17 protein-coding genes are annotated in these 20,367 nt (G+C 67.9%); all 17 read left to right on the forward strand.

Going from position 1 to position 20,367, the window contains the following annotated elements; translation table 11 throughout:
- The first annotated feature begins 172 nt into the window (after positions 1 to 172).
- The gene (locus KK7_RS0105430) at positions 173 to 2,422 is read left to right on the forward strand and encodes a TonB-dependent receptor family protein (protein WP_010543625.1); all 2,250 of its coding nucleotides are present in this window, start codon (positions 173 to 175) and stop codon (positions 2,420 to 2,422) included.
- Positions 2,423 to 2,426: 4 nt separating this feature from the next.
- Positions 2,427 to 4,136 (forward strand): ABC transporter substrate-binding protein, encoded by a 1,710-nt coding sequence (locus KK7_RS0105435; RefSeq protein WP_010543626.1) that lies wholly within the window; start codon positions 2,427 to 2,429, stop codon positions 4,134 to 4,136.
- Entirely contained in the window at positions 4,133 to 5,821 is a 1,689-nt protein-coding gene (locus tag KK7_RS20160; protein ID WP_010543627.1) for an ABC transporter substrate-binding protein, read from the forward strand. Before KK7_RS0105435 ends, KK7_RS20160 begins: the two co-directional genes overlap by 4 nt.
- Positions 5,818 to 6,750, forward strand: a complete 933-nt coding sequence (locus KK7_RS0105445; RefSeq protein WP_010543628.1) for an ABC transporter permease — start codon at positions 5,818 to 5,820, stop codon at positions 6,748 to 6,750. Before KK7_RS20160 ends, KK7_RS0105445 begins: the two co-directional genes overlap by 4 nt.
- 29 nt (positions 6,751 to 6,779) lie before the next feature.
- Complete coding sequence (locus KK7_RS20165) at positions 6,780 to 8,081, forward strand: acyl-CoA dehydrogenase family protein (protein WP_010543629.1); 1,302 nt, start codon at positions 6,780 to 6,782, stop codon at positions 8,079 to 8,081.
- Complete coding sequence (locus KK7_RS0105455; protein ID WP_010543630.1) at positions 8,074 to 9,420, forward strand: LLM class flavin-dependent oxidoreductase; 1,347 nt, start codon at positions 8,074 to 8,076, stop codon at positions 9,418 to 9,420. Before KK7_RS20165 ends, KK7_RS0105455 begins: the two co-directional genes overlap by 8 nt.
- Entirely contained in the window at positions 9,417 to 10,322 is a 906-nt protein-coding gene (locus KK7_RS23235; protein WP_010543631.1) for an ABC transporter permease, read from the forward strand. The genes KK7_RS0105455 and KK7_RS23235 overlap by 4 nt, the downstream gene beginning before the upstream one ends.
- A complete protein-coding gene (locus KK7_RS0105465) occupies positions 10,316 to 11,941 on the forward strand; it encodes a dipeptide ABC transporter ATP-binding protein (protein ID WP_010543632.1) in 1,626 nt (541 codons plus the stop codon). The genes KK7_RS23235 and KK7_RS0105465 overlap by 7 nt, the downstream gene beginning before the upstream one ends.
- Positions 11,934 to 13,373, forward strand: coding sequence for an NtaA/DmoA family FMN-dependent monooxygenase (locus KK7_RS20170; protein WP_010543633.1), 1,440 nt, complete (start codon positions 11,934 to 11,936; stop codon positions 13,371 to 13,373). The genes KK7_RS0105465 and KK7_RS20170 overlap by 8 nt, the downstream gene beginning before the upstream one ends.
- Positions 13,370 to 14,560 carry an LLM class flavin-dependent oxidoreductase gene (locus KK7_RS0105475; protein WP_010543634.1) on the forward strand — a complete coding sequence of 397 codons (1,191 nt, stop codon included), beginning with the start codon at positions 13,370 to 13,372 and terminating at the stop codon, positions 14,558 to 14,560. The genes KK7_RS20170 and KK7_RS0105475 overlap by 4 nt, the downstream gene beginning before the upstream one ends.
- A complete protein-coding gene (locus KK7_RS0105480; protein ID WP_010543635.1) occupies positions 14,547 to 14,837 on the forward strand; it encodes a hypothetical protein in 291 nt (96 codons plus the stop codon). The genes KK7_RS0105475 and KK7_RS0105480 overlap by 14 nt, the downstream gene beginning before the upstream one ends.
- Positions 14,834 to 16,087 carry an SfnB family sulfur acquisition oxidoreductase gene (locus KK7_RS20175; protein ID WP_010543636.1) on the forward strand — a complete coding sequence of 418 codons (1,254 nt, stop codon included), beginning with the start codon at positions 14,834 to 14,836 and terminating at the stop codon, positions 16,085 to 16,087. Before KK7_RS0105480 ends, KK7_RS20175 begins: the two co-directional genes overlap by 4 nt.
- Positions 16,088 to 16,152: 65 nt before the next feature.
- Positions 16,153 to 16,596 (forward strand): RrF2 family transcriptional regulator, encoded by a 444-nt coding sequence (locus KK7_RS0105490; RefSeq protein WP_010543637.1) that lies wholly within the window; start codon positions 16,153 to 16,155, stop codon positions 16,594 to 16,596.
- A gap of 159 nt (positions 16,597 to 16,755) precedes the next feature.
- A complete protein-coding gene (locus tag KK7_RS20180) occupies positions 16,756 to 17,541 on the forward strand; it encodes an RBBP9/YdeN family alpha/beta hydrolase (RefSeq protein ID WP_010543638.1) in 786 nt (261 codons plus the stop codon).
- 104 nt (positions 17,542 to 17,645) lie between these two features.
- Positions 17,646 to 18,464, forward strand: coding sequence for a chromate resistance protein ChrB domain-containing protein (locus KK7_RS0105500; RefSeq protein WP_010543639.1), 819 nt, complete (start codon positions 17,646 to 17,648; stop codon positions 18,462 to 18,464).
- Complete coding sequence (chrA, locus tag KK7_RS0105505) at positions 18,461 to 19,858, forward strand: chromate efflux transporter (RefSeq protein ID WP_010543640.1); 1,398 nt, start codon at positions 18,461 to 18,463, stop codon at positions 19,856 to 19,858. Before KK7_RS0105500 ends, chrA begins: the two co-directional genes overlap by 4 nt.
- Positions 19,859 to 20,043: 185 nt before the next feature.
- Entirely contained in the window at positions 20,044 to 20,256 is a 213-nt protein-coding gene (locus KK7_RS0105510; RefSeq protein WP_010543641.1) for a hypothetical protein, read from the forward strand.
- The last annotated feature ends 111 nt before the right edge of the window (positions 20,257 to 20,367 follow it).

Genomic DNA, 20,367 nt, shown 5'->3' on the forward strand with positions numbered 1-20,367 from the left:
GACGCCTTTGGTAAAGCCTGCAAATTGCTGTTTTTTGGCGGAATCTCTTCCAGCAAAGATTTCTTTGTGCAGCGCGAGGAAATGCTTAACTTGACCAAAATGGTGGGAATTTGGACGCTTTGGGTGAAACAGAGCTCGTCGCAACGAGCGTTCATCCGCAGGGGGTCGAAAGATGCATCGCATCAGCAACAGCACCGCGCGTCGGCGCGCAGCATGGGTACTTACGGCGTCGATGGCCGCACTGATGATTGGCGGGCAGGCGCTTGCCGATCCCCTGTCCGATGATCCGAAGCCGGCGAAGGATCCGGCGGTGAAGGCGGACGACGGGCAGCAGGAACGCGGCGAAATCGTCGTGACCGGCGCCCGCGTGATCGATGAGGCCAAGAAGAAGCTGGAGCAGGTCGCCGGCGGCGTCGCCCTGGTCGACAACGGCGCGCTCGAGCGCCAGGCCGTCTTCACCAACGCCGACTTCCTCAACCTGCAGCCCGGCGTCTATGCGCAGACGGCCAGCGGATCCGACGGGATCAAGATCTCGATCCGCGGGTCGGCGGTCAACCGCGGCGCCAACTTCTTCCGATCGGGCATCCTGTTCCTGTTCGACGGCCTGCCGGTGACGGGGCCCGGCGGCACCCCCTATGAGCTTTTCGAGCCGCTGGGCCTGGCGCGCACCGAGATCCTGCGCGGCGCCAATGCCTTCAGCTATGGTTCGTCGACGCTGGGCGGCGCGATCAACTATGTGACCCGCACCGGCCGCGACGCTCCGATCTTCGGCGCACGCGTCGAAGGCGGCAGCTATGGCTATTACAAGGTGCAGGGTGAATCCGGCGGCGTCATCGGGCCGGCGGACTATTATGTCAGCATCACGCGCGGCGGGCGCGACGAATATCAGACGCAGTCCGTGGGCAATAATTTCGGCATCAACGCCAATGTCGGCTTCCAGCTTGCCCCCAATGTCGAGACGCGCTTCTTCGTGCGCTATCGCGAAACGTTCAACGAGACGCCGGGCTTCCTCACCAAGGCCGAGATCGAGGCGAACCCACGCCAGGCACGGCCCCTCAACACCAAGGATCCGTCGGGCACCCTGACCGCGGCGCGACAGAACACCCGCCGCATCCAGCCGGGTTCGCTATGGATCGCCAACCGGACCGACGTCACGCTTGCCGACGAAAGCGCCCTCTCCGTCGGGTTCGTCTATCACGACTATCCGATCAACATCGAAGGCGGCGTCAACCAGGCGATCTGGGGCTATTCGGACCTGAGCGGCGTGCTCCGCTACCAGCGGACCGACCAGCTGTTCGGGCGAGACGCGCACCTGACAGTCGGCGGGCTCGTCACCTTCCATCCGAACGACGGCTACCAGAACACCAAGGTGCGGATCCCGACCGGCGCGACCGCGGGGCTCGCAGTCGGCACCGTCATCCGCCGGGCATATTATGGCGGCCTGGACGGCAATTTCTTCTTCGAACATGAATCGGAGCCGCTTGCCAACCTGCATGTCCTTCTGGGAACCGCTGCCATTCGGGTCGAGCGCAGCACCGGCGTCACCGCACCCGTCATCCCCGGCCTGACCACGCCGTTCAAGCGCTCCGACTGGTACGCCGCTCCCCGGGCCGGTTTCCGCTGGGACGCGAATGACAAGATCCAGGTCTTCGGCAATGTCAGCCGCTCGGTGGAGCCGCACAACGACTGGTCGAACCTGACCACCCCGCCTTCCATTCCCGCTGGCTACCCCGCCTCCGGCCTGGCCGCGCGCGGCCTCGACCTCAACGATCAAAAGGCAACCACGTACGAGCTTGGGGTGCGCGGCACGCTGCCGATCCTCGGCAATCTGACCCTCAGCGCCTATCGCGCCGATGTCCGCGACGAGCTGCTCTCGGTCGAGGTCGTGCCGGCCAGCGCGACCACCGCCGCGATCACCGCGGAGTCCAACGCCAGCCCCACGCTGCACCAGGGCGTCGAGCTCGGCCTGACGACGCCGCTCTGGACGTCGCCCGGCAATCCCTCGATCGGTGCGACGCTGACGCAGAGCTACACCTACAATGATTTTCGCTTCAAGAACGACCGGCAGTTCGGCAAGAACCGCCTCCCGGGCATCCCCGAACATACCTATTCGGCGCAGCTCAACCTGAACGGGCCCGCCGGCTTCTACGGCTCGCTCACCACCACCGTCGCGTCGAAGAACTGGCTCGATTACGCCAACTCGGTCGCCGCCAATTCCTTCCAGGTCTTCGGGGCATCGCTCGGCTGGGAGCGGCCCGGCGGGAAATTCCGTATTTTCGTCGACTTCGACAACATCACGGACGAGCACTACGGCGCCGTCGTCAGCCCCGTGTACAACCTGCGCGGCAGCGACGCGACCAATCCCCGACTGACCCCTGGTGACGGCTTCACCGTCATCGGCGGCATCGCGGTACGGTTCTGATCCGATGGCCCGCCGGTCGCCTCGCCTGCATCCCTGGATCGACCGGCGCGGCTTTGTCGGGCTTTCGCTGGCGGTCGCCGCTTGCGGCCCCGGCAGCGGGGGCGGCGGTGGTGGCCGCGGCGGGCCGAACGGCGACTTCACCTATCCCGCCAGCGACTATCGCAGCGGCGGCGGCGGCAAGCGCGGGGGCACGATCCGGATCGCGACCAGCACCGACACCGGCACGCTCGATGTGCATGCGATCAGCCACGGCAACGTCCAGTGGCTGGGGCGGATGCTCTTCGACAACCTCGTCTATCTGGACGCGACGGGCGCGATCAGTTCCTGGATCGCGCGCGAGTGGACGATCAGCCCAGACGGGCTGGTCTACACCTTCCGGCTGCGCCCCGGCGTCACCTTCAGCGACGGCATGCCGCTCGATGCGGAGGCGGTTCGCACGAACCTGGAGCATATGCGCGATCCGCGCACCAAGTCGCCGCTCGCCGCTGCGTACATCGCGCCCTATGTTGAAGGGCGGGCGATCGATCCGCTGACCTTCGAAGCGCGGCTGGCGTACCCCTACGCACCGTTCCTCAACGTGCTGGCCCAGTCCTGGCTGGGCCTCATCTCGCCCCGCCAGATCCGCGAAGCGCCGCAAACCATCGCCGACCGGCCGATCGGATCAGGCCCGTTCACCGTGGAACGCTATGTGCGGCAACAGGGGATTCGCCTGAAGCGGCGCGACGACTATGCCTGGGCGCCGGACGTCGTCGCGCACCGGGGTGCCGCGCTTCTCGACGCCATCGAGGTCGACATCGTGCCGGAGGCGCTCTCGCGCTATGCCGGGCTCGCGCAGGGCCAGTATCATCTGCTCGCGGACACGCCCTATGCCAAGGCGGCGGCAATCCGGGCCGACCCTGCACTCGTCGTCGACAGTCGTATCCGCACGGGCCTGCCGTGGCGCGCGCTGAGCTTCAATACGGAGCGCTGGCCCTTCGACGACGTTCGGCTGCGCCAGGCGCTGGCGCTGGGGATCGACCGCGAGGGGATCACCCGCAGCGTATTCTTCGACGAGTTCCTGCCCTCCGATAATTTCCTTGCCCGCACGACGCGCCACTATGACCCGTCGACCAAAGGCAAGCTTCCCTTCGATCCCGCTGATGCCAATCGGCGGCTCGACGCGCTCGGCTGGGCAGCACGCGACACCGATGGCTACCGGACCAAGGACGGGCGCCGCCTGTCCGCCACGCTCATCGCGCAGGACAGCCCGAGCGCCACGCCGATCAACGTCGCCGTGCAGAGCAACCTCAAGAAGCTCGGCTTCGATCTCAAGATCGAGTTGCTGCCCACCCCGGTACTGACCGACCGGCGCAACCGCGGCGACTATCAGGCCGTCGCCGGCGGCGTCTGGCACACCAACACGCCCGATGCACTCTACATCCTGCATCACAGCAACGAGATCACCTCGCCGAAGCGGATCGGCCAGAATGTCTCGCGGCTGCGCGACGGCAGGCTCGACGATCTGCTCGAACGGGCGCGGCGCACCAGCGACGACAACCAGCAGCGGGTATTGTACGCCGCGGCCCAGCACCGCCTGATCGAGCTGGTGCCCAGCGTGCCGCTGGACGAAAACCACTCGCTCATCGCCTATCGCCGCGAGCTCAAGGGACTGGTGTTCGACACGTCCCACAACACACCGCAATTCCTCTCCGCCTGGCTGGAGCCGACGGCATGAGGCCGGCGGCGATCACCCTGGCACTGATGCTCACCGCCTGCTCCGCGGCGGGCGCAGGCAACCCGTCCAGCGACCCGCGTCCACCGGCTGCGGGCTTTGATCGCCTCTCCTATCCTCGCGCCGATTATGCGGAGGCCAAGCCCGGCATGGCGGGCGGCACGCTGGTGGTGGCAGCGGCGCGCGACAATGGCACGCTCGACTGGCAATTGCTTGCCGATACCAACTCCAAATGGCTGGCCCGGATGACCGGCGACAGCCTGGTCTATCTCGACGAGCAGGGTGCGATCACACCCTGGCTCGCCACCGCCTGGACCGTGTCGCCCGACGGGCTGGTCTACACCTTCACGCTGCGCGACGGCGTGACCTTCGCCGACGGCACCCCGCTCGATGCCGAGGCGGTGCGCGTCAATCTCGACCGGATCCGCAATCCGGCGACGCGGGCGGCGATGACCACCGCCTATATCGCGCCCTATGTCCGCGGCGAGGTCGTCGATCGCCTGACGTTCCGCGCGCATCTGTCCGAACCCTACGCGCCGTTCCTCAACGTGCTGGCGCAGGCCTGGTTCGGCCTGATCTCGCCCAAGCAGATCCGCGAGGCACCCGAGACCATCGCGACCGCACCGATCGGCAGCGGCCCCTTCGTGGTAACTCGCTATGTCCGCCAGCAGGAAGTCGTGCTCACCCGGCGCACCGATTATGCTTGGTCGCCGCCGCTCACCGGCCACAAGGGGCCAGCCTATCTGGAGCGGATCATCGTCCGCACACTGCCGGAAGCGCTGTCGCGCTACACGGCGCTCAAAGCGGGCGAAGTCGACTTCCTGAATGATGCGCCGGCGCAGAAGGCTGCCATCATCCGCAGCGATCCCGAGCTTGTGTTCCGCAACCGGATCAATCTCGGCAATCCGGTACGCGGCATCACGTTCAACGTCGATCGGGCGCCGTTCAACGACCCTCGCCTCCGCCTCGCCTTCGCCAAGGCGATCGATCGGAACGCGTTGAGCCGCGGCCCCGGCTTCGCCGAATATGCCCCCACCACCGCCTTCCTTTCTGCCAGCACACCCTACCGCGACACCGCCGTCGTCAAGCCGCTCGGCTATGATCCCGCCGGCGCCAACCGATTGCTGGACGCGGCCGGCTGGCAGGCGCGCGGCGCCGACGGCATCCGCGTCAAGGACGGCAAGCGGCTGCGCCTCGCCGTGCTCACCAGCAACGCCAACGGGCTCGACCAGGTGCTGGTCGGCATCCAAAGCGAGGTACGCAAGGTCGGCATCGATCTCGCCATCGATCTGGTGCCCGTCGCGCAGCAGACCGAACGGCGGCGGCTCGGAAACTATGAGGCGTTCGGGCCGGGCTATTGGCACACCAATACGCCCGACGGGTTGTACATCGTCTATCACGGCAAGCAGCGCGACGACGGGCCCTATCGTGGGCAGAACAACTCGCGGCTGGCGGACCCGCAGCTCGACGCCATCCTAGCGGAGGCGCGACGCGGCGCATCGCCGGAGCGGCTGGCGGCGCTGTATCGATCGGCGCAGGCACGGCTGGCGGAACTCGTGCCGGCGATACCGACCTCTGAGAACCACACGCTCGTCGCCTACCGCGCCGACGTACGCGGGCTCATCTTCGACACGTCCCACAACACGCCGCGCTTCGAGACGGTCTGGCTCGATCGGAGGGGATCATGACGCTGCTTCGCACCCTGGCGACCCGGCTGGCGAGCGGTGTGCTCGTGCTGTGGATCGTCGCCACGCTGACCTTCGGCGCCATGCATGCGACTGCGGGCGATCCGGCGATCGCGATCCTCGGCGGTCCCGATGCGCTGCCGACCCAGGCGGTCGTCGAGGAAGTACGCCGCGAATATGGCCTGAACGATCCGTTGCCGGTGCAATATGCGCGCTACCTCGGCCGGCTGCTCAGCGGGGATCTGGGTGAATCCTATCGGCTCCGCACGCCGGTGACGAGCGCCATCCTCGAGCAGCTCGGGTCGACCGTCGTGCTGGGCGGCATCGCCGGGGTGCTGGCGCTGGCCATCGCGCTGGGCCTCGCGCTGGTCGGCGCCGGTCGCGGCCCCCGCGTGGGCGGCGCGATCACCGCGGTGGAGGTGGTGATCACGGCCGTTCCCAATTTCGTGATCGGCGTGGGGCTGATGTTCCTGCTCGCCTTTCAGCTGCGGCTGGTGCCCGTGGCGGGCGAGCAGGGCTGGGCGTCGCTGGTCCTGCCCGTCCTCACGCTGGCCATCCCGTCGAGCATCGTCATGGCGCAGGTGCTGCGCAGCGAACTGGACGAGGTGCTGGAGCAGCCGTTCATCCTTACAGCCCGCGCCCGCGGGCTGGGCGAAGCCGGCGTCCGCGTGCTGCACGCGCTGCGCCATGCCGTGATCCCGCTGCTGACCCTCGCCGGCTATGTGTTCGGCTTCCTGCTGGGCGGCACGGTCATCACCGAGACGCTGTTCGCACGGCGCGGCATCGGGCGGCTGATGGTCGATTCCGCGCTCACCTCCGACATCCCGATGGTGATCGGCATCTCGCTGTTCATCGCCCTGTCCTACGTCCTCGTCACGCTGATCGTCGATCTGATCGCAGCGGCGGTGGACCCCCGTGCGAGGCTCGCATGACCCTCCCCCCAAACCCGAAGAGGTCCGCCGTGATCGATTTCCATGCGCATGCCCGGCAATCCCAGCAGCGGCCGGACGCACCGCCCGAATATGAAGCGCTCGCCGCACGTTTCCGGCCGATCTTTGCTCGCATTGCCGAAACGGCGGCGGAGCGGGAAAGCGAACGACGGCTGCCGTTCGAGGAGATCGAAGCGCTTACCAATGCCGGCTTCGGCGCGATCCGCGTGCCCGTCCAATATGGCGGCGCGGGTGCGACGATCACCCAGGTCTTCCGGCTCCTGGCCGAACTCGGCGCGGCGGACAGCAATATCGTCCAGGCGCTGCGTGCGCATTTCGCGTTCGTCGAAAGCCGGCTCAACGAGGAAGACCAGACCGGCAACGCCATCTGGTTCGAGCGGATCGCCTCGGGCCAACTGATCGGGGCGGCGATGGCGGAGCGCACCACCGCGACCGAGACGCTGGTTGCGCTGACCCCCGACGGTAACGGTTGGCGACTGAACGGCGAGAAATTCTACTGCACCGGCACGCTCTATGCCGACTGGATCCACGTCGCCGCCGCGCACGGCGAGGATCGCCTCGGCGTGATCGTACCCGCGACGGCCGACGGCGTCACCCGTATCGACGATTGGGACGGCTTCGGCCAGCGCATGACCGCCAGCGGCACGACGCGCTTCGATCAGGTGCGGGTGGAGAGTGACCAAGTGATCCGGCGTTGGGCGCGGGGCGAGTTTCGGCCGGACACCTATATCACCGCCTTCTTTCAGCAATTCCACCTGGCAGCCTTTTCCGGGATCGGGCGGGCGATCCTGAACGACACAGTGGCGTTCGTGCGGGCGAAAACGCGGACCTTCGGCGTGCCGGGGACCGCCGACGTCGCCGCCGATCCGCTGGTGCAGCGGGTGGTCGGGCGCGTGTCGGCACTGTCCTTCGGCCTTGATGCAATCCTGGAGAATGTGTCGCTGGCGCTCGAGGTCGCGCATGCCGCCTGGCTGGCCGGCAACCGCGGCGACGAAGGCGTGTTTCTCGCCGCCGACATCGCCGCCTATCGGGGGCAGCTTCTCGCGATCGATCTGGTGTTGCAGGCATCGAGCCTGTTCTTCGAGGTTGGCGGCGCTTCCGCCACCCAGGAGCACCGCCGGTTGGACCGCCACTGGCGCAATGCCCGCGTGATCGCGTCACACAACCCGGCCATCCAGCGCGAGCGGGCGCTCGGGGAGTATTTCCTTCTGGGCACCAGCCCGCGCAAGGCGTGGGCCGATCGGTTCGCCGCGACCTCCAGCGACGGCGAAAAGGCGCCCGTCCTTGCAACGGAAGAGGCGACCCATGGCTGACCGGGGCCAGATGAGCATCGGGATGAACATCCTGGGCCTTGGCGGCCATCAGGCTGCATGGCGCGTCGGCGAAGTCAGCGCCACGGCCTATCTCGACGTCGAGTATTACACCAACATCGCCCGGATTTCCGAGCGCGGCACGCTCGACGCGATCTTCCTGGCCGACGGCCCTGCCCTGCAGGAAAATGTCGGCGCCAATCCGGCCGGTCGGCTGGAGCCGACGATCCTGCTGACCGCGATCGCGGTCGCCACCACGCATATCGGCGTCATCGCGACGTGCTCCACGACCTATAACGACCCCTTCAACCTCGCGCGTCGGCTGGCATCGCTCGATCATGTCAGCAAAGGGCGCGCGGCGTGGAACATTGTCACCAATGCCGGCGATCTCGCCGCGCAGAATTTTGGCCTGACCGGCGCTCCGCTGCATGTCGATCGCTATGGCCGCGCCGACGAGTTTCTTGAGGTTGCGACCGCGCTCTGGGACAGCTGGGAGGATGACGCCATCCTCGCCGATGCCCGCGCAGGCCGGTTCGCCGATCCCACGCGCGTACACCCGATCGATCATGACGGCGCGCAGTTCAAGGTCCGCGGCCCGCTCAACCTGCCGCGCAGCCCGCAGGGCCGCCCCGTGCTGTTCCAGGCCGGCTCGTCGGAGGGCGGCAAGACCGTCGGCGCACGCTGGGCCGACGCCATCTTCACGACCCAGACCACGCTTGAGGACGGGCGCGCCTTTTACGACGAGATGAAAGGTCGGGCCCGCCGCTTCGGCCGCAATCCCGCCGCCCTGAAGATCATGCCCGGCCTGTCGACCGTCATCGGCAGCACCGAGGCCGAAGCGCAGCGCCGCTGCGACGAGCTGGACGGCTATCTCGGCGAGGACGGATTGCTCGCCCAGATCGCCCAGCGGATCGGCCTGTCGCCCGACGAGCTCGATCCCGATGCCGAGCTTCCCTGGCACCGGATCGGCCCGGTCGAAAGCTTCGAACGCGGCAGCCACGGCTTTCTGGAAGCGCAGCTCAACCTCGCCCGGCGGGAAGGACTCACCGTCCGCCAGCTGTCCCGCCGTATCCGCTCCGGGCACCGGCTGATCGTCGGCACGCCCGAGCAGGTCGCCGACACGCTGGAGGAATGGTTCCTCGCCGGCGCGGCCGACGGCTTCAACATCATGCCCGACATGTTCCCGTCCGGCGCGGAAATCTTCGTCGACCATGTCGTGCCCGAGCTCCGCCGCCGGGGTGTATTCCGCCACGAGTATCGCGGCGCGACGCTACGCGATCATCTCGGGTTGGACCGTCCGGTAAGCCGCTTCGCCGAACCTCAGCTGGAGGCCGTATCATGAGCACCGCAGCGCTAGCACCCGCAGGGCAGTTCTTCTCGCCCATCGAACCGGAAGAAGACGTTGTCCTGGCTGCCCCAGCCCAGGTGCACCGCCGCATACGCCGACGCCCGGCCCTGGTCCTCGCGGCGGCATGGCTGGTGCTGCTGGTCCTGTTCGCGCTGGTACCGGACGCGTTCACGCGTCTCGATCCGCTCGCGGCCGATGCGGGCCAAGCGTTTCTGGCGCCGGCGGCCGACCATTGGCTCGGAACCGACGAGAATGGCCGCGACCTGCTGTCGCGCATGATCCACGGCACCGGTATCTCGCTGGTCGTCGGGCTGGCCGCGACGCTGATCGGCCTGGCGATCGGATCCGCCATCGGCCTGCTTGCCGCGCTGGGCGGCCGCATCGCCGATCATCTCACCGGCCGGCTGCTCGATGCGTTGATGGCGTTTCCAGACCAGCTTCTGGCGCTGGTGATCATCACCTTCTTCGGCCAGGGGACCACCAACCTGATCCTCGCCATCGCCTTCGCCATGGTGCCCCGGAACGCCCGGCTGGTCCGCGCACAGGCGCTGCTCGTCCGCCGATCGGGCTATGTGGAAGCGGCGCAGACGCTCGGCCTGTCGCGCTTCGCCATTCTGTGGCGGCACATCCTGCCCAATGCACTGAAGCCGTTGCTGATCATCCTGCCGCTTTCGGTGGGCAACAGCATCGCTGCCAGCGCGGGCCTGAGTTTCCTGGGTTTCGGCGCACCGCCGCCCGCGCCCGAATGGGGCGCGATCCTCGCGGTCGGGCGCAACTATCTGCCCGAGGCATGGTGGCTGGTCGCGGCGCCGGCGCTCGCCATTACGCTGACGGTACTGGCCATCACCGTGATCGGACGGACGCTGCGCGCGCGGAGCGAAGGTCGGGCATGGTGATCCCCTTCCCCGCGCCGCAACCGCCGCTGATCGAGGCGGACGGCCTCCGCATCGGCTTCGGCGATGCGCCCCCGGTCGTGCGCGACATACGCTTCAGCCTGGCCCGCGGCGAATGCCTGGCGCTCGTCGGCGAATCCGGTTCGGGCAAGAGCGTCACCGCGCGCACGCTCGTCGGACTTGCCGGCCGAAATGCCCGCGTCACCGCGAACAAGCTCACCCTGTTTGGCGAGGATGCGCTTGGGCATGACGAGGCGCGCTGGCGATCGGTGCGCGGCGCCCGCATCGGGTTCGTGCTCCAGGACGCACTGGGTTCGCTCGATCCGCTGCGCTCGGTCGGCGACGAGATCGGCGAAGCCCTGCGGTTGCATACGCGGTTGAACCGCGCGGCGCGCGTGATCGAGTTGCTCGGGCTGGTCGGCATCCCGGACCCGGAACGCCGTGCCCGGCAACGGCCGCGCGAATTGTCGGGAGGCCTGCGCCAGCGCGCGCTGATCGCGTCGGCGATGGCCTGCGGGCCGGACGTCCTGATCGCCGACGAGCCGACCACGGCGCTGGACGCCGCGATCCAGGGCGAGATCCTCGATCTTCTCGCATCGCTGAAGGCGGCAGGCACCGCGCTCCTGCTGATCAGCCACGACCTCGGCGTCGTCGCGAACCTTGCCGACCGGATCGCGGTGATGCGCGACGGCGTGATCGTCGAACAGGGTGCCGCACGGACCATTCTCGATCGGCCTGCGCATGGCTATACGCAGCGCCTGGTCGCCGCCGCCCGCGCGATCCACGGCGCCGCCAAGGCTGTGCCGTCCGTCCCACATCGCGGCGAGCAGTCCGCAGGCCGACCGCTGCTCGTCGGCCAGCAGCTGTCCAAGGCCTATCCCGCCTGGCGCGGCGGCAAGCCGCTGTCCGCCGTCGCCGGGGTCTCCGTGCAGGTGATGCCGGGCGAAACGCTCGGCATCGTCGGCGAGTCCGGCTGCGGCAAGACGACGCTCGCGCGGATGCTGCTCGGCCTCGAGCGGCCGGACAGCGGGGAGATCTGGTTCGATGGCCGCCCGCGGGATCGCCTGACGCCCAAGGAACGTCGCCGCGTCCAGGTCATCTTCCAGGACCCGCTTGCCTCGTTCGATCCGCGCTACACCGTCTTTCGGGTCCTCGACGAAGCCCTTTCGCTCCATGGCCGATCGCCGCTCGCGGAACGCCGACGCCGCGCCACCGCATTGATGGAACAGGTCCGGCTCGACCCGGCGTTGATCGACCGCCGGCCGATCGAACTGTCGGGCGGGCAGCGCCAGCGGCTCGCCATTGCCAGAGCGATCGCCCCCGAACCCGCGCTAATCGTCTGCGACGAACCCGTGTCGGCGCTCGACGTCTCGATCCAGGCCGACATCCTCGCGCTCCTGGCCGACCTCAAGGGACGGCTGGGGCTCGCCAGCGTGTTCATCAGCCATGATCTCGGCATCGTCCGCGCGATCAGCGACCGCGTCGCGGTGATGCAGAGCGGCGTGATCGTCGAGGAAGGGCCGGTCGAACGCGTGTTCGCGGCGCCTGCACATCCCTACACCGCGCGGCTGCTCGCCGCGATCCCAGCGCTCGATCCGGAAAAGGCCAGACACCGTGCCTAAACAGCTTCACGTCAACCTGTTCGAGATGAACTGCGTCAGCCACATCGTCCATGGGCTGTGGGTACATCCCGACAACAACCGTCATCGCTTCAACGATCTCGACTATTGGACCGAGCTTGCCCAGCTGCTGGAGCACGGCACCTTCGACGCCGTGTTCCTGGCCGATGTCGTCGGCACCTATGACCGGTTCCGCGGCGGACCGGAGACCGCCGTCAAGGAAGCGGTGCAGATCCCCAGCAACGATCCGCTGCTGGTGATCCCGGCGATGGCCGCGGTCACCAAGGGACTGGGCTTCGGCGCGACCTTCTCCACCACCTACGAGCCGCCCTTCGCCTTCGCCCGCCGGGCGAGCACGCTCGACCACCTGACCAAGGGCCGGTTCGGCTGGAACATCGTGACCAGCTACCTGCCCAACGCGGCCCGCAACTTCGGCTTGGCCGACGAAGTGCCGCACGACCATCGCTATGAGATCGCCGACGAGTATCTCGACGTGCTCTACAAGCTCTGGGAAGGCTCGTGGGACGAGGATGCGGTGGTGCTCGATCGGGCGAACCGCATCTACGCGGATCCCGACAAGGTCCGCTACATCGACCATGTCGGCGAGCATTTCCGGGTCAAGGGCCCGCATCTGTGCCAGCCGTCGCGCCAGCGCACCCCCGTCCTGTTCCAGGCGACCGGGTCGCCTGCCGGCAAGACCTTCGCCGGCCGCCATGCCGAGGTCGTGTTCACCGGCGGCATGAGTCAGGCGGACGTCCGCCGGAACATCGCCGACATGCGGGCCGAGGCGGCGGCGCAGGGACGCGATCCCGCAGACATCAAGTTCATCGTCCAGGCCGGCGTGATCGTTGCCAAGGACAGCGACGCGGTCGCGGCAAAGCTCGACAGCTACCGCAAGCTCCTCAGCATCGAGGGGCGACTGGTTCATTCGCAATCGGCGGTGGACTATCTGGCCTATCCGCCGGAGACCCCGCTCGCCGCCATTCCGGGCGCGGACCCGGCGCGCTGGGCCCGCATGGCGGAGCGGGCAGCCCCCGATGCCACGGTCGGATCGGTCCTGGACCAGCTCCGCGGCTTCGGCGAGGACCGGTTCTTCGTCGCCGGCACACCGGAGATCGTCGCCGATACGATCGAGCGCTGGCTGGACGAGGACGGGATCGACGGCTTCAACCTGCGCCAATATCTGAGCTTCGAGACCGCGCGCGATTTCATCGAGCTGGTCGTGCCCGAGCTGCGCCGGCGCGGCCGGTTCCGCGAGCGGTACGAACCCGGCGAAACGCTGCGCGAACGGCTGTTCGGCGCCGGGCGCGCCCAGCTTCCCGCCGAACATATCGGCGCCCGCTACCGCGATCCGGCTGCACTGGGCATCCCCGTCCCGCCGCTTCGCTTTTCCACCCCAGAACCGCTGGCCCTTCAGGCAGGAGCGCAACGATGACTCTCAATTTCCACTGGTTCCTTCCCACCTATGGCGACAGCCGCCAGATCGTCGGCGGTGGCCACGGCGTGCCCGCGGGCGAGGCGGGCGGCGCGCGCCCGGCGTCGATCGCCTATCTCGGCCAGATCGCGCGCAGCGCCGAGCAACTGGGCTTTGTCGGTGCGCTGACGCCGACCGGCGGCTGGTGCGAGGATGCCTGGCTGGTAACGGCGATGCTGAGCGAGGTCTCCGACTATCTGAAGTTCCTCGTCGCGTTCCGCCCGGGCCTGACCTCCCCCACGCTGGCTGCGCAGATGGCGGCGACCTTCCAGCGCTTCTCCAAGGGGCGGCTGCTGCTCAACGTCGTGGTCGGTGGCGAAGCGCATGAGCAGCGCGCCTATGGCGACTTCCTCAGCAAGGACGATCGCTACGCCCGTGCCGGCGAGTTCCTCGAGATCGTCCGTCGGCTGTGGGCGGGGGGCAGCTTCGACTTCCACGGAAAGCACCTGACGGTCGAAGGTGCGACCATTCCGCATCTGCCGGATCCCGTGCCGCCACTTTATTTCGGCGGATCGTCGCCAGCGGCGGGTCCGGTCGCGGCGGACCATTGCGACGTCTATCTCACCTGGGGCGAGCCGCCGGCGGCCGTCGCCAAGAAGATCGAATGGATCCGTTCGCTCGCGGCCGCGCGGGGCCGCAAGCTGCGCTTCGGCATCCGTCTCCACACCATCTCGCGCGATACCAGCGAGGCTGCCTGGGCCGAAGCGGAGCGGCTGCTGCGCGGCATCGACCCGGCCACGATCGAGAAGGTGCAGGCAGGCCTTGCCCGCAGCGAATCCGAAGGTCAGCGACGGATGATCGATCTGCACAGGGGCTCGACGGCCAATCTCGAAGTGTATCCCAATCTCTGGGCAGGTGTCGGGCTGGTGCGCGGCGGCGCGGGCACGGCGCTGGTCGGCAGCCATGCCGAGGTCGCGCGGCTGATCGAGGAATATGCAGCACTCGGTATCGACGAGTTCGTGCTGTCGGGCGTGCCGCATCTGGAGGAAGCCTATTGGTTCGCCGAAGGCGTGCTGCCGATCCTCGCTGCCAAGGGGCTGTGGCGGCACCCGCGCGCCGACCTTGTCGCGACCGCATCCGCACAGGTGCCCTTTGCCGCGACCGCAAGCGCCCCGCGCGAGAAGGAGAAGCTGCATGGCGTCGACTGACGATGTCGCGGAGGTAGAGCGCGCGCTGACCGCGGCATTCACCCGGCTGCGCTTCGCGGGTGCGAACAGCGACCCCCATGTGCTGCAGGCAGCCGGTCGACTGCATATCCGCTTGCAGGCAATCCGCGCGGTAAAGATCCGTGACGCCAAGTCCGCGAAATTGCTCGCAAGTGGGTTGCGCCGAGAGATCGAGCAAGCATTCCCCCCTGACGACGTCCCCGTACCGCTTGCGGCTGCACACGCACGGATCGGCGCACGCCTGCTGGGGGTCCTATGACCGAGGCCGCACTTGTCGAAGTGGAGAGCGAGCTCAGCATCCTGCCGAACAGCGAAGCGGCCATCGCGACCGCGGTTGCGCTCGCCCGCTGGCTGCGCCAGGACAGCATCGCACGCGACCGCGAGCGTCCAGTTCCGTACACAGAAACAGAGCGCCTGGCACGCAGCGGCTTGCTGGCGATCACCGTTCCGGCGGCGCATGGCGGGGCGGACGTTCCCTGGTCGACCGTTGTCGAGGTTATCCGCATCCTTTCAACCGGCGACGGCGCGATCGGGCAGTTGCCGCAGAACCATTTCCTCTTCGTCGAGGCGGTGCGCGAGGACGGCGACGGGGCGCAGCAGGCGCTGTTCTTCGGCGAGCTGCTGCGCGGCGCCCGGTTCGGCAATGCCCAGGCGGAGCGCGGGTCGTCTTCCGCCGTCGACCTTCGGACACGGCTCGTGGCCGAAGGCGACGGGTTCCGCCTGAGCGGCACCAAATATTACTGCACCGGCGCGATCGTCGCGGACTGGATCCCGGTGGCAGCGATCGATGCCGAGGGCCGGCAGGTGCTCGCCTATGTCAAGCGGAACGCACCCGGGGTGGAGGTACGCCCAGACTGGAATGCCTTCGGGCAGAAGACCACGTTCAGCGGCACGGCGGTTTTCGACCAGGTCCAGGTGCCAGCGATCCAGGTCCTTTCGCACTGGCGTCTGTTCGAGCGCACCAATGCCTTCCATCCCTATGGCGTACTGCTCCATGCGGCCGTGGACGTCGGGATCGCCCGGGCCGCCTTCGACGACACGGTCGCGCTGGTGAAGGCGCGAACCAGACCGCGTCTTGGAGCGCAGGCTGCGAGCTCGCGAGAGGACGTGCTGATCCAGGCCAAGCTGGGTGCACTCTCCACCGAACTCGCCGCGCTCGAAGCGCTGCTGGCGCACGCCGCAGAGGCGCTCGATCGCGCGCGCTTTTCAGGAGAGGACAGGTTCGTGGCGGAAGCGGCGACCCTCGCCTTCGGCACCAAGGCGCTGGCGGAGGAAGTCGGTCTCGCCATCGCGAGCGCGCTATTCCCCCTGGTCGGTACCGCCTCCACCGATGCCTCGCTGGGGCTCGATCGGCACTGGCGCAATCTGCGGGTCCATAGCGTTCACGATGCGAATGACTGGCGCTATGTCCAGGTTGGGGATTGGGTGGTGCATGGGAGAGCCCCCGGAAAGCCGCTACGCGCGCTTGCCCGCGACGTCGCGGACGATGGACGATCCGTTCCCGGCTGAGCCACGGCTCTATCGACAAGTCGCCAACCGCGCGCCAAAGCACGGCTCCATTCACCGAGGGGCCCATGCTTTCCCAACGCGCGCGTTATGCCGTCAAGGCGATGCTGAACATTGCCCGCACCCCCGAGAGCGCCAGCCAGGTGCGCAGCATCTCCGACGAGGAAGGCATTCCGCGGCGCTTCCTCGAAGTCATCATGGTCGACCTGCGGCGCGCCGGCCTGGTGGAGAGCGCACGGGGAAAGACGGGAGGCTATCGCCTGGCACGTCCGGCCAGCCTGATCTCGTTCGCTGAAATTCTCCGCACCATCGATGGTCCGCTTGCGCTACTGCCCTGCGCTAGTCGAAACTTCTATGCGCGCTGCGCGGACTGTCCGGATACGGTTCACTGTGCGCTCAGTCTCGTTCTGGCCGAGGCACGCGACCGAATGGCCAGCGTACTGGAAGGCACGACCCTGGCCGACGCCGATGCGCTGGATCGGCGCTTCCAGTTGCTGCGCGAGGTTGCGTGAGATCCGAGGGCGCGCGCCGAGAGGACGAGCGCCGGCCTGCACTGCGCAACAAACTCCGCTTTAATCCCTATTAAAAGAGTAGGATTATGGCATAGTGGATGAAGGTCGGTGCCGACTCGACGGCGGCGCCAACCCCTATCTCACCGCCAGCACGACAACATGTCGGTGCGCGCGGCGCAGGGCAAGGAAGCCGCACGCATGACACCAGACCCGATCAAGCTGCTCATCGTCCCTGGCATCGACGGGTCGGGCGCCCGACACTGGCAGACCGAATGGGAGCGCGGGCTGGAGGAGTGCTACCGCGTCGAGTTGGGCTGCTGGGACGATCCCATCCGCAACGTCTGGATCAGCCGGCTCGACCAGGCCGTTCACAAGGCCGGGGGCGACGTCGTGCTCGTCGCGCACAGCCTGGGGTGCCAGGCGGTCGCCTGGTGGGCCCGGCTGCTGGGGGCGAGCGCCATCCCCTCCGTACGCGCTGCACTGCTGGTGGCGCCGCCCGACGTGGACCTTCAAGACGTCGACCGCCGGCTCGACCGCTTCGCGCCGAACCCGGACGTCGCCTTCCCCTTTCCGGCGCTCGTCGTCGCAAGCCGCGACGATCCCTATGCGACGATCGGCCGCTCGCGCGAGATCGCCGATCAATGGGGCGCTGCGTTCCTCGACGCCGGTGATCTCGGTCACATCAACGCCGACTCCGACATTGCCGACTGGGAGGAAGGACAAGCGCTCCTGCCGCTCCTGATCGGTGGTACGCGCGATCGCGACCAGTTGAGCCGCCTGGCAGCGGACCTGCTCGCGAAGCACCGCCGTGGATCGAAACGCATCCCTTTCCACGCTGCGCGGGAACAGGACCGAGCGCGCGTACAATTGCCTCCCGCCAGCCTGTTCTTCGATGATGGCGTGGCCCGCGGCGTTCAGTCTTTCGGGATCGACGCCGGCGATTGACAACGTCCCGGCACCATGGCTGATTGTCGGCATGGGGATGGCGATCTCCCCACGAGGCGTCAGCCGGAGAATCGCGTCCAGCACCACCACGCAGGGGACGCCTCATGCCTTCTACGAACGCGATCGCTCCGGATAAACTCGCGCGCCTGCTTGCGCTGAGCGGATGCCCCCGCATTCTCGATCTGCGCGACGCGCCTGCCGAGACGATCCCGGGCGCGACATCCTCGCTCCCGCACGACCATGACAGCCGATCCGAAGCGCCTTCCGTCGTGGTGGTCGATGACGACGGGAATGGTGCTGCCGTGGCCAGAGCTGCGGTGCTTCGCAGCGACGGACTGGCGGCCGAGGTGCTGGAAGGCGGCTTTGCGGCCTGGCGCGCGGGGGGATGGCCGACAGTGTCGCTTACCCGTCTACCGCCGCGGCACGCCGACGGCCGCACCTGGTGGGTTACCCGCGCCCGGCCCAAGGTCGATCGCATCGCCTGTCCGTGGCTGATCCGGCGCTTCGTCGACCCCGATGCGCGTTTCCTGTTCGTCGCGCCGGCGGATGTACTGCGGGTTGCCGCCGAGAGCCATGCCGAGCCCTTCGACATCGCCGACGAGCACGTCTTCTGGAGCCATCGCGGCGAACGCTGCACCTTCGACGTGATGGTGGACGCCTTTGGCCTCGAGGACCATGCGCCGCTGGCGCGCCTCGCCGCGATCGTGCGCGGTGCCGATACCGATCGGCTCGACATCGCACCCGAAGCGGCTGGCCTGCTGGCGATCTCGCTCGGCCTGTCCCGCATGCATGCGAACGATCATGTGCAGCTGGAAGCCGGCATGGCGATCTACGACGCGCTCTATCGCTGGTGCCGCGACGCGCAGGAGGAAAAGCACAACTGGTCCTCCCACCAGCCCGCGCGCGCCAAGGTGTCGGCATGACCACCGCGGCACCGGATCTCCCGCCCCGCACGCAGCCCGAGCCGGTGACGCTCCGCCAGGCCTTCTGGGTCTGGCTGCGGATCGCGCTGCTGTCGTTCGGCGGCCCCGCCGGCCAGATCGCGGTGATGCACCGCATCCTGGTGGAGGAGAAGCGCTGGATCGGCGAGCAGCGATTTCTCCATGCCCTCAACTATTGCATGCTGCTGCCCGGCCCCGAGGCCCAGCAGCTCGCCACCTATATCGGCTGGCTGATGCACCGCACCAGGGGCGGGATCGTCGCCGGGGTGCTGTTCGTCCTGCCCGGCGCCGTCGCCATCATGGCGCTGAGCTGGATCTATGTCCTTTACGGACGGGTCGGCACCGTGTCGGCGCTGTTCTTCGGCCTCAAGGCGGCGGTACTGGCGGTGGTCCTCCAGGCCGTGGTGCGGATCGGCAGCCGGGCATTGCGCAGCGGACCCGCCCGGCTCCTGGCCGCCGCCGCGTTCGTCCTGATCTTCTTCGCCGGCGTTCCCTTCCCGGCCATCATCCTCGGCGCCGGGATCCTCGGCTGGTGCTCGGCGCGGCGAGGCAGCACTGCCTTTCGCGGCGGCGGGCACGGCGGCGCCAAGGGCATCATCGTCGCCGATGCCGATACGCTGCTCGGCGAGGAATTGCCGGATCATGCGCATCCGCGCTGGCAGGAGACGCTGCGCACGGCGCTGGTCTGGCTGGCGCTGTGGCTCACGCCGGTCGCAGCGCTGGTTGGCGTGCTGGGACCCGAGAGCGTGTTCAGCCGGATCGCGACCTTCTTCTCGACGATGGCGACGGTGACGTTCGGTGGCGCCTATGCCGTGCTCGCCTATGTCGCGCAGCAGGCGGTCCAGGGCTATGGCTGGCTCGACCCCAAGGAAATGCTCGACGGCCTCGGCATGGCAGAGACGACCCCGGGGCCGCTGATCATGGTGCTGCAGTTCGTCGGCTTCCTGGGCGCCTATCGCGACGCCGGCGGCCTCTCGCCGCTGCTGGCCGGCACGCTCGGCGGCCTGCTTGCCACCTGGGTGACGTTCGTGCCCTGCTTCCTGTGGATCTTCCTCGGCGCACCGTTCATCGAGCGGCTGCGCGGCAACGCCGCGGTCGCCGGCGCGCTGTCGGCGATCACGGCGGCGGTCGTTGGCGTCGTGCTCAATCTGGCGATCTGGTTCGCGCTGCACACGCTGTTTCGCGCCACGATCCCGGTTGCCGCAGGGCCCATCCGTTTCGACGCACCCGTGCTGCACAGCATCGATCCGGCGGCACTGCTGCTGGCGCTCGCCGCCGCCTACGCGATCTTCAGGACGCGCGCCGGCGTGATCACGACGTTCCTGGCGACAGCGACCGCCGGCCTGGTGCTGCACGGGCTGGGTGCGATCGGCTGAGCTAGGCGCCGCCGGCCATCGGTCAGCGAGGCCCATGGCGTGTCAATGCCAGCTTTCACCGACCCGCATTTTTTATCCTACCAATCGTGTAGGAAATACGCCATCGTTACGGCTGTGATCGGAACCGAGGCAGGGGCAGCGATAGGGCGTGCCCGCGGGATCGGCCGACACCTGGAGATTCATCGATGAAGAAGTTCGTTACCGTTTCGCTGATTGCCGCAACCGCGCTCGGGCTCGCCGCATGCAACAAGTCGGCGGGCGATAATAGCGCGACCAACGTCGAAGTCGCCAACGAAGCGCCGGCCGACGCCAATGTCACGGACGCGCTCACCAATAGCGAGGCGACCAACGAAGCGGCACCGGCGGGCAATGTAACGGGCAACGCTACGGCACAGTAAGGATACAGCGCAGCAATGCTGCGGATCCACCAATCGCACGCACGCCTGTAGCTCCCTAGGCTAGGCGCTCCTCGGGTCCGGTGCTCCCACACCGGACCCGTTTCCTATTGC

The organism is Sphingomonas elodea ATCC 31461 (assembly GCF_000226955.1).
Lineage (GTDB): Bacteria > Pseudomonadota > Alphaproteobacteria > Sphingomonadales > Sphingomonadaceae > Sphingomonas > Sphingomonas elodea.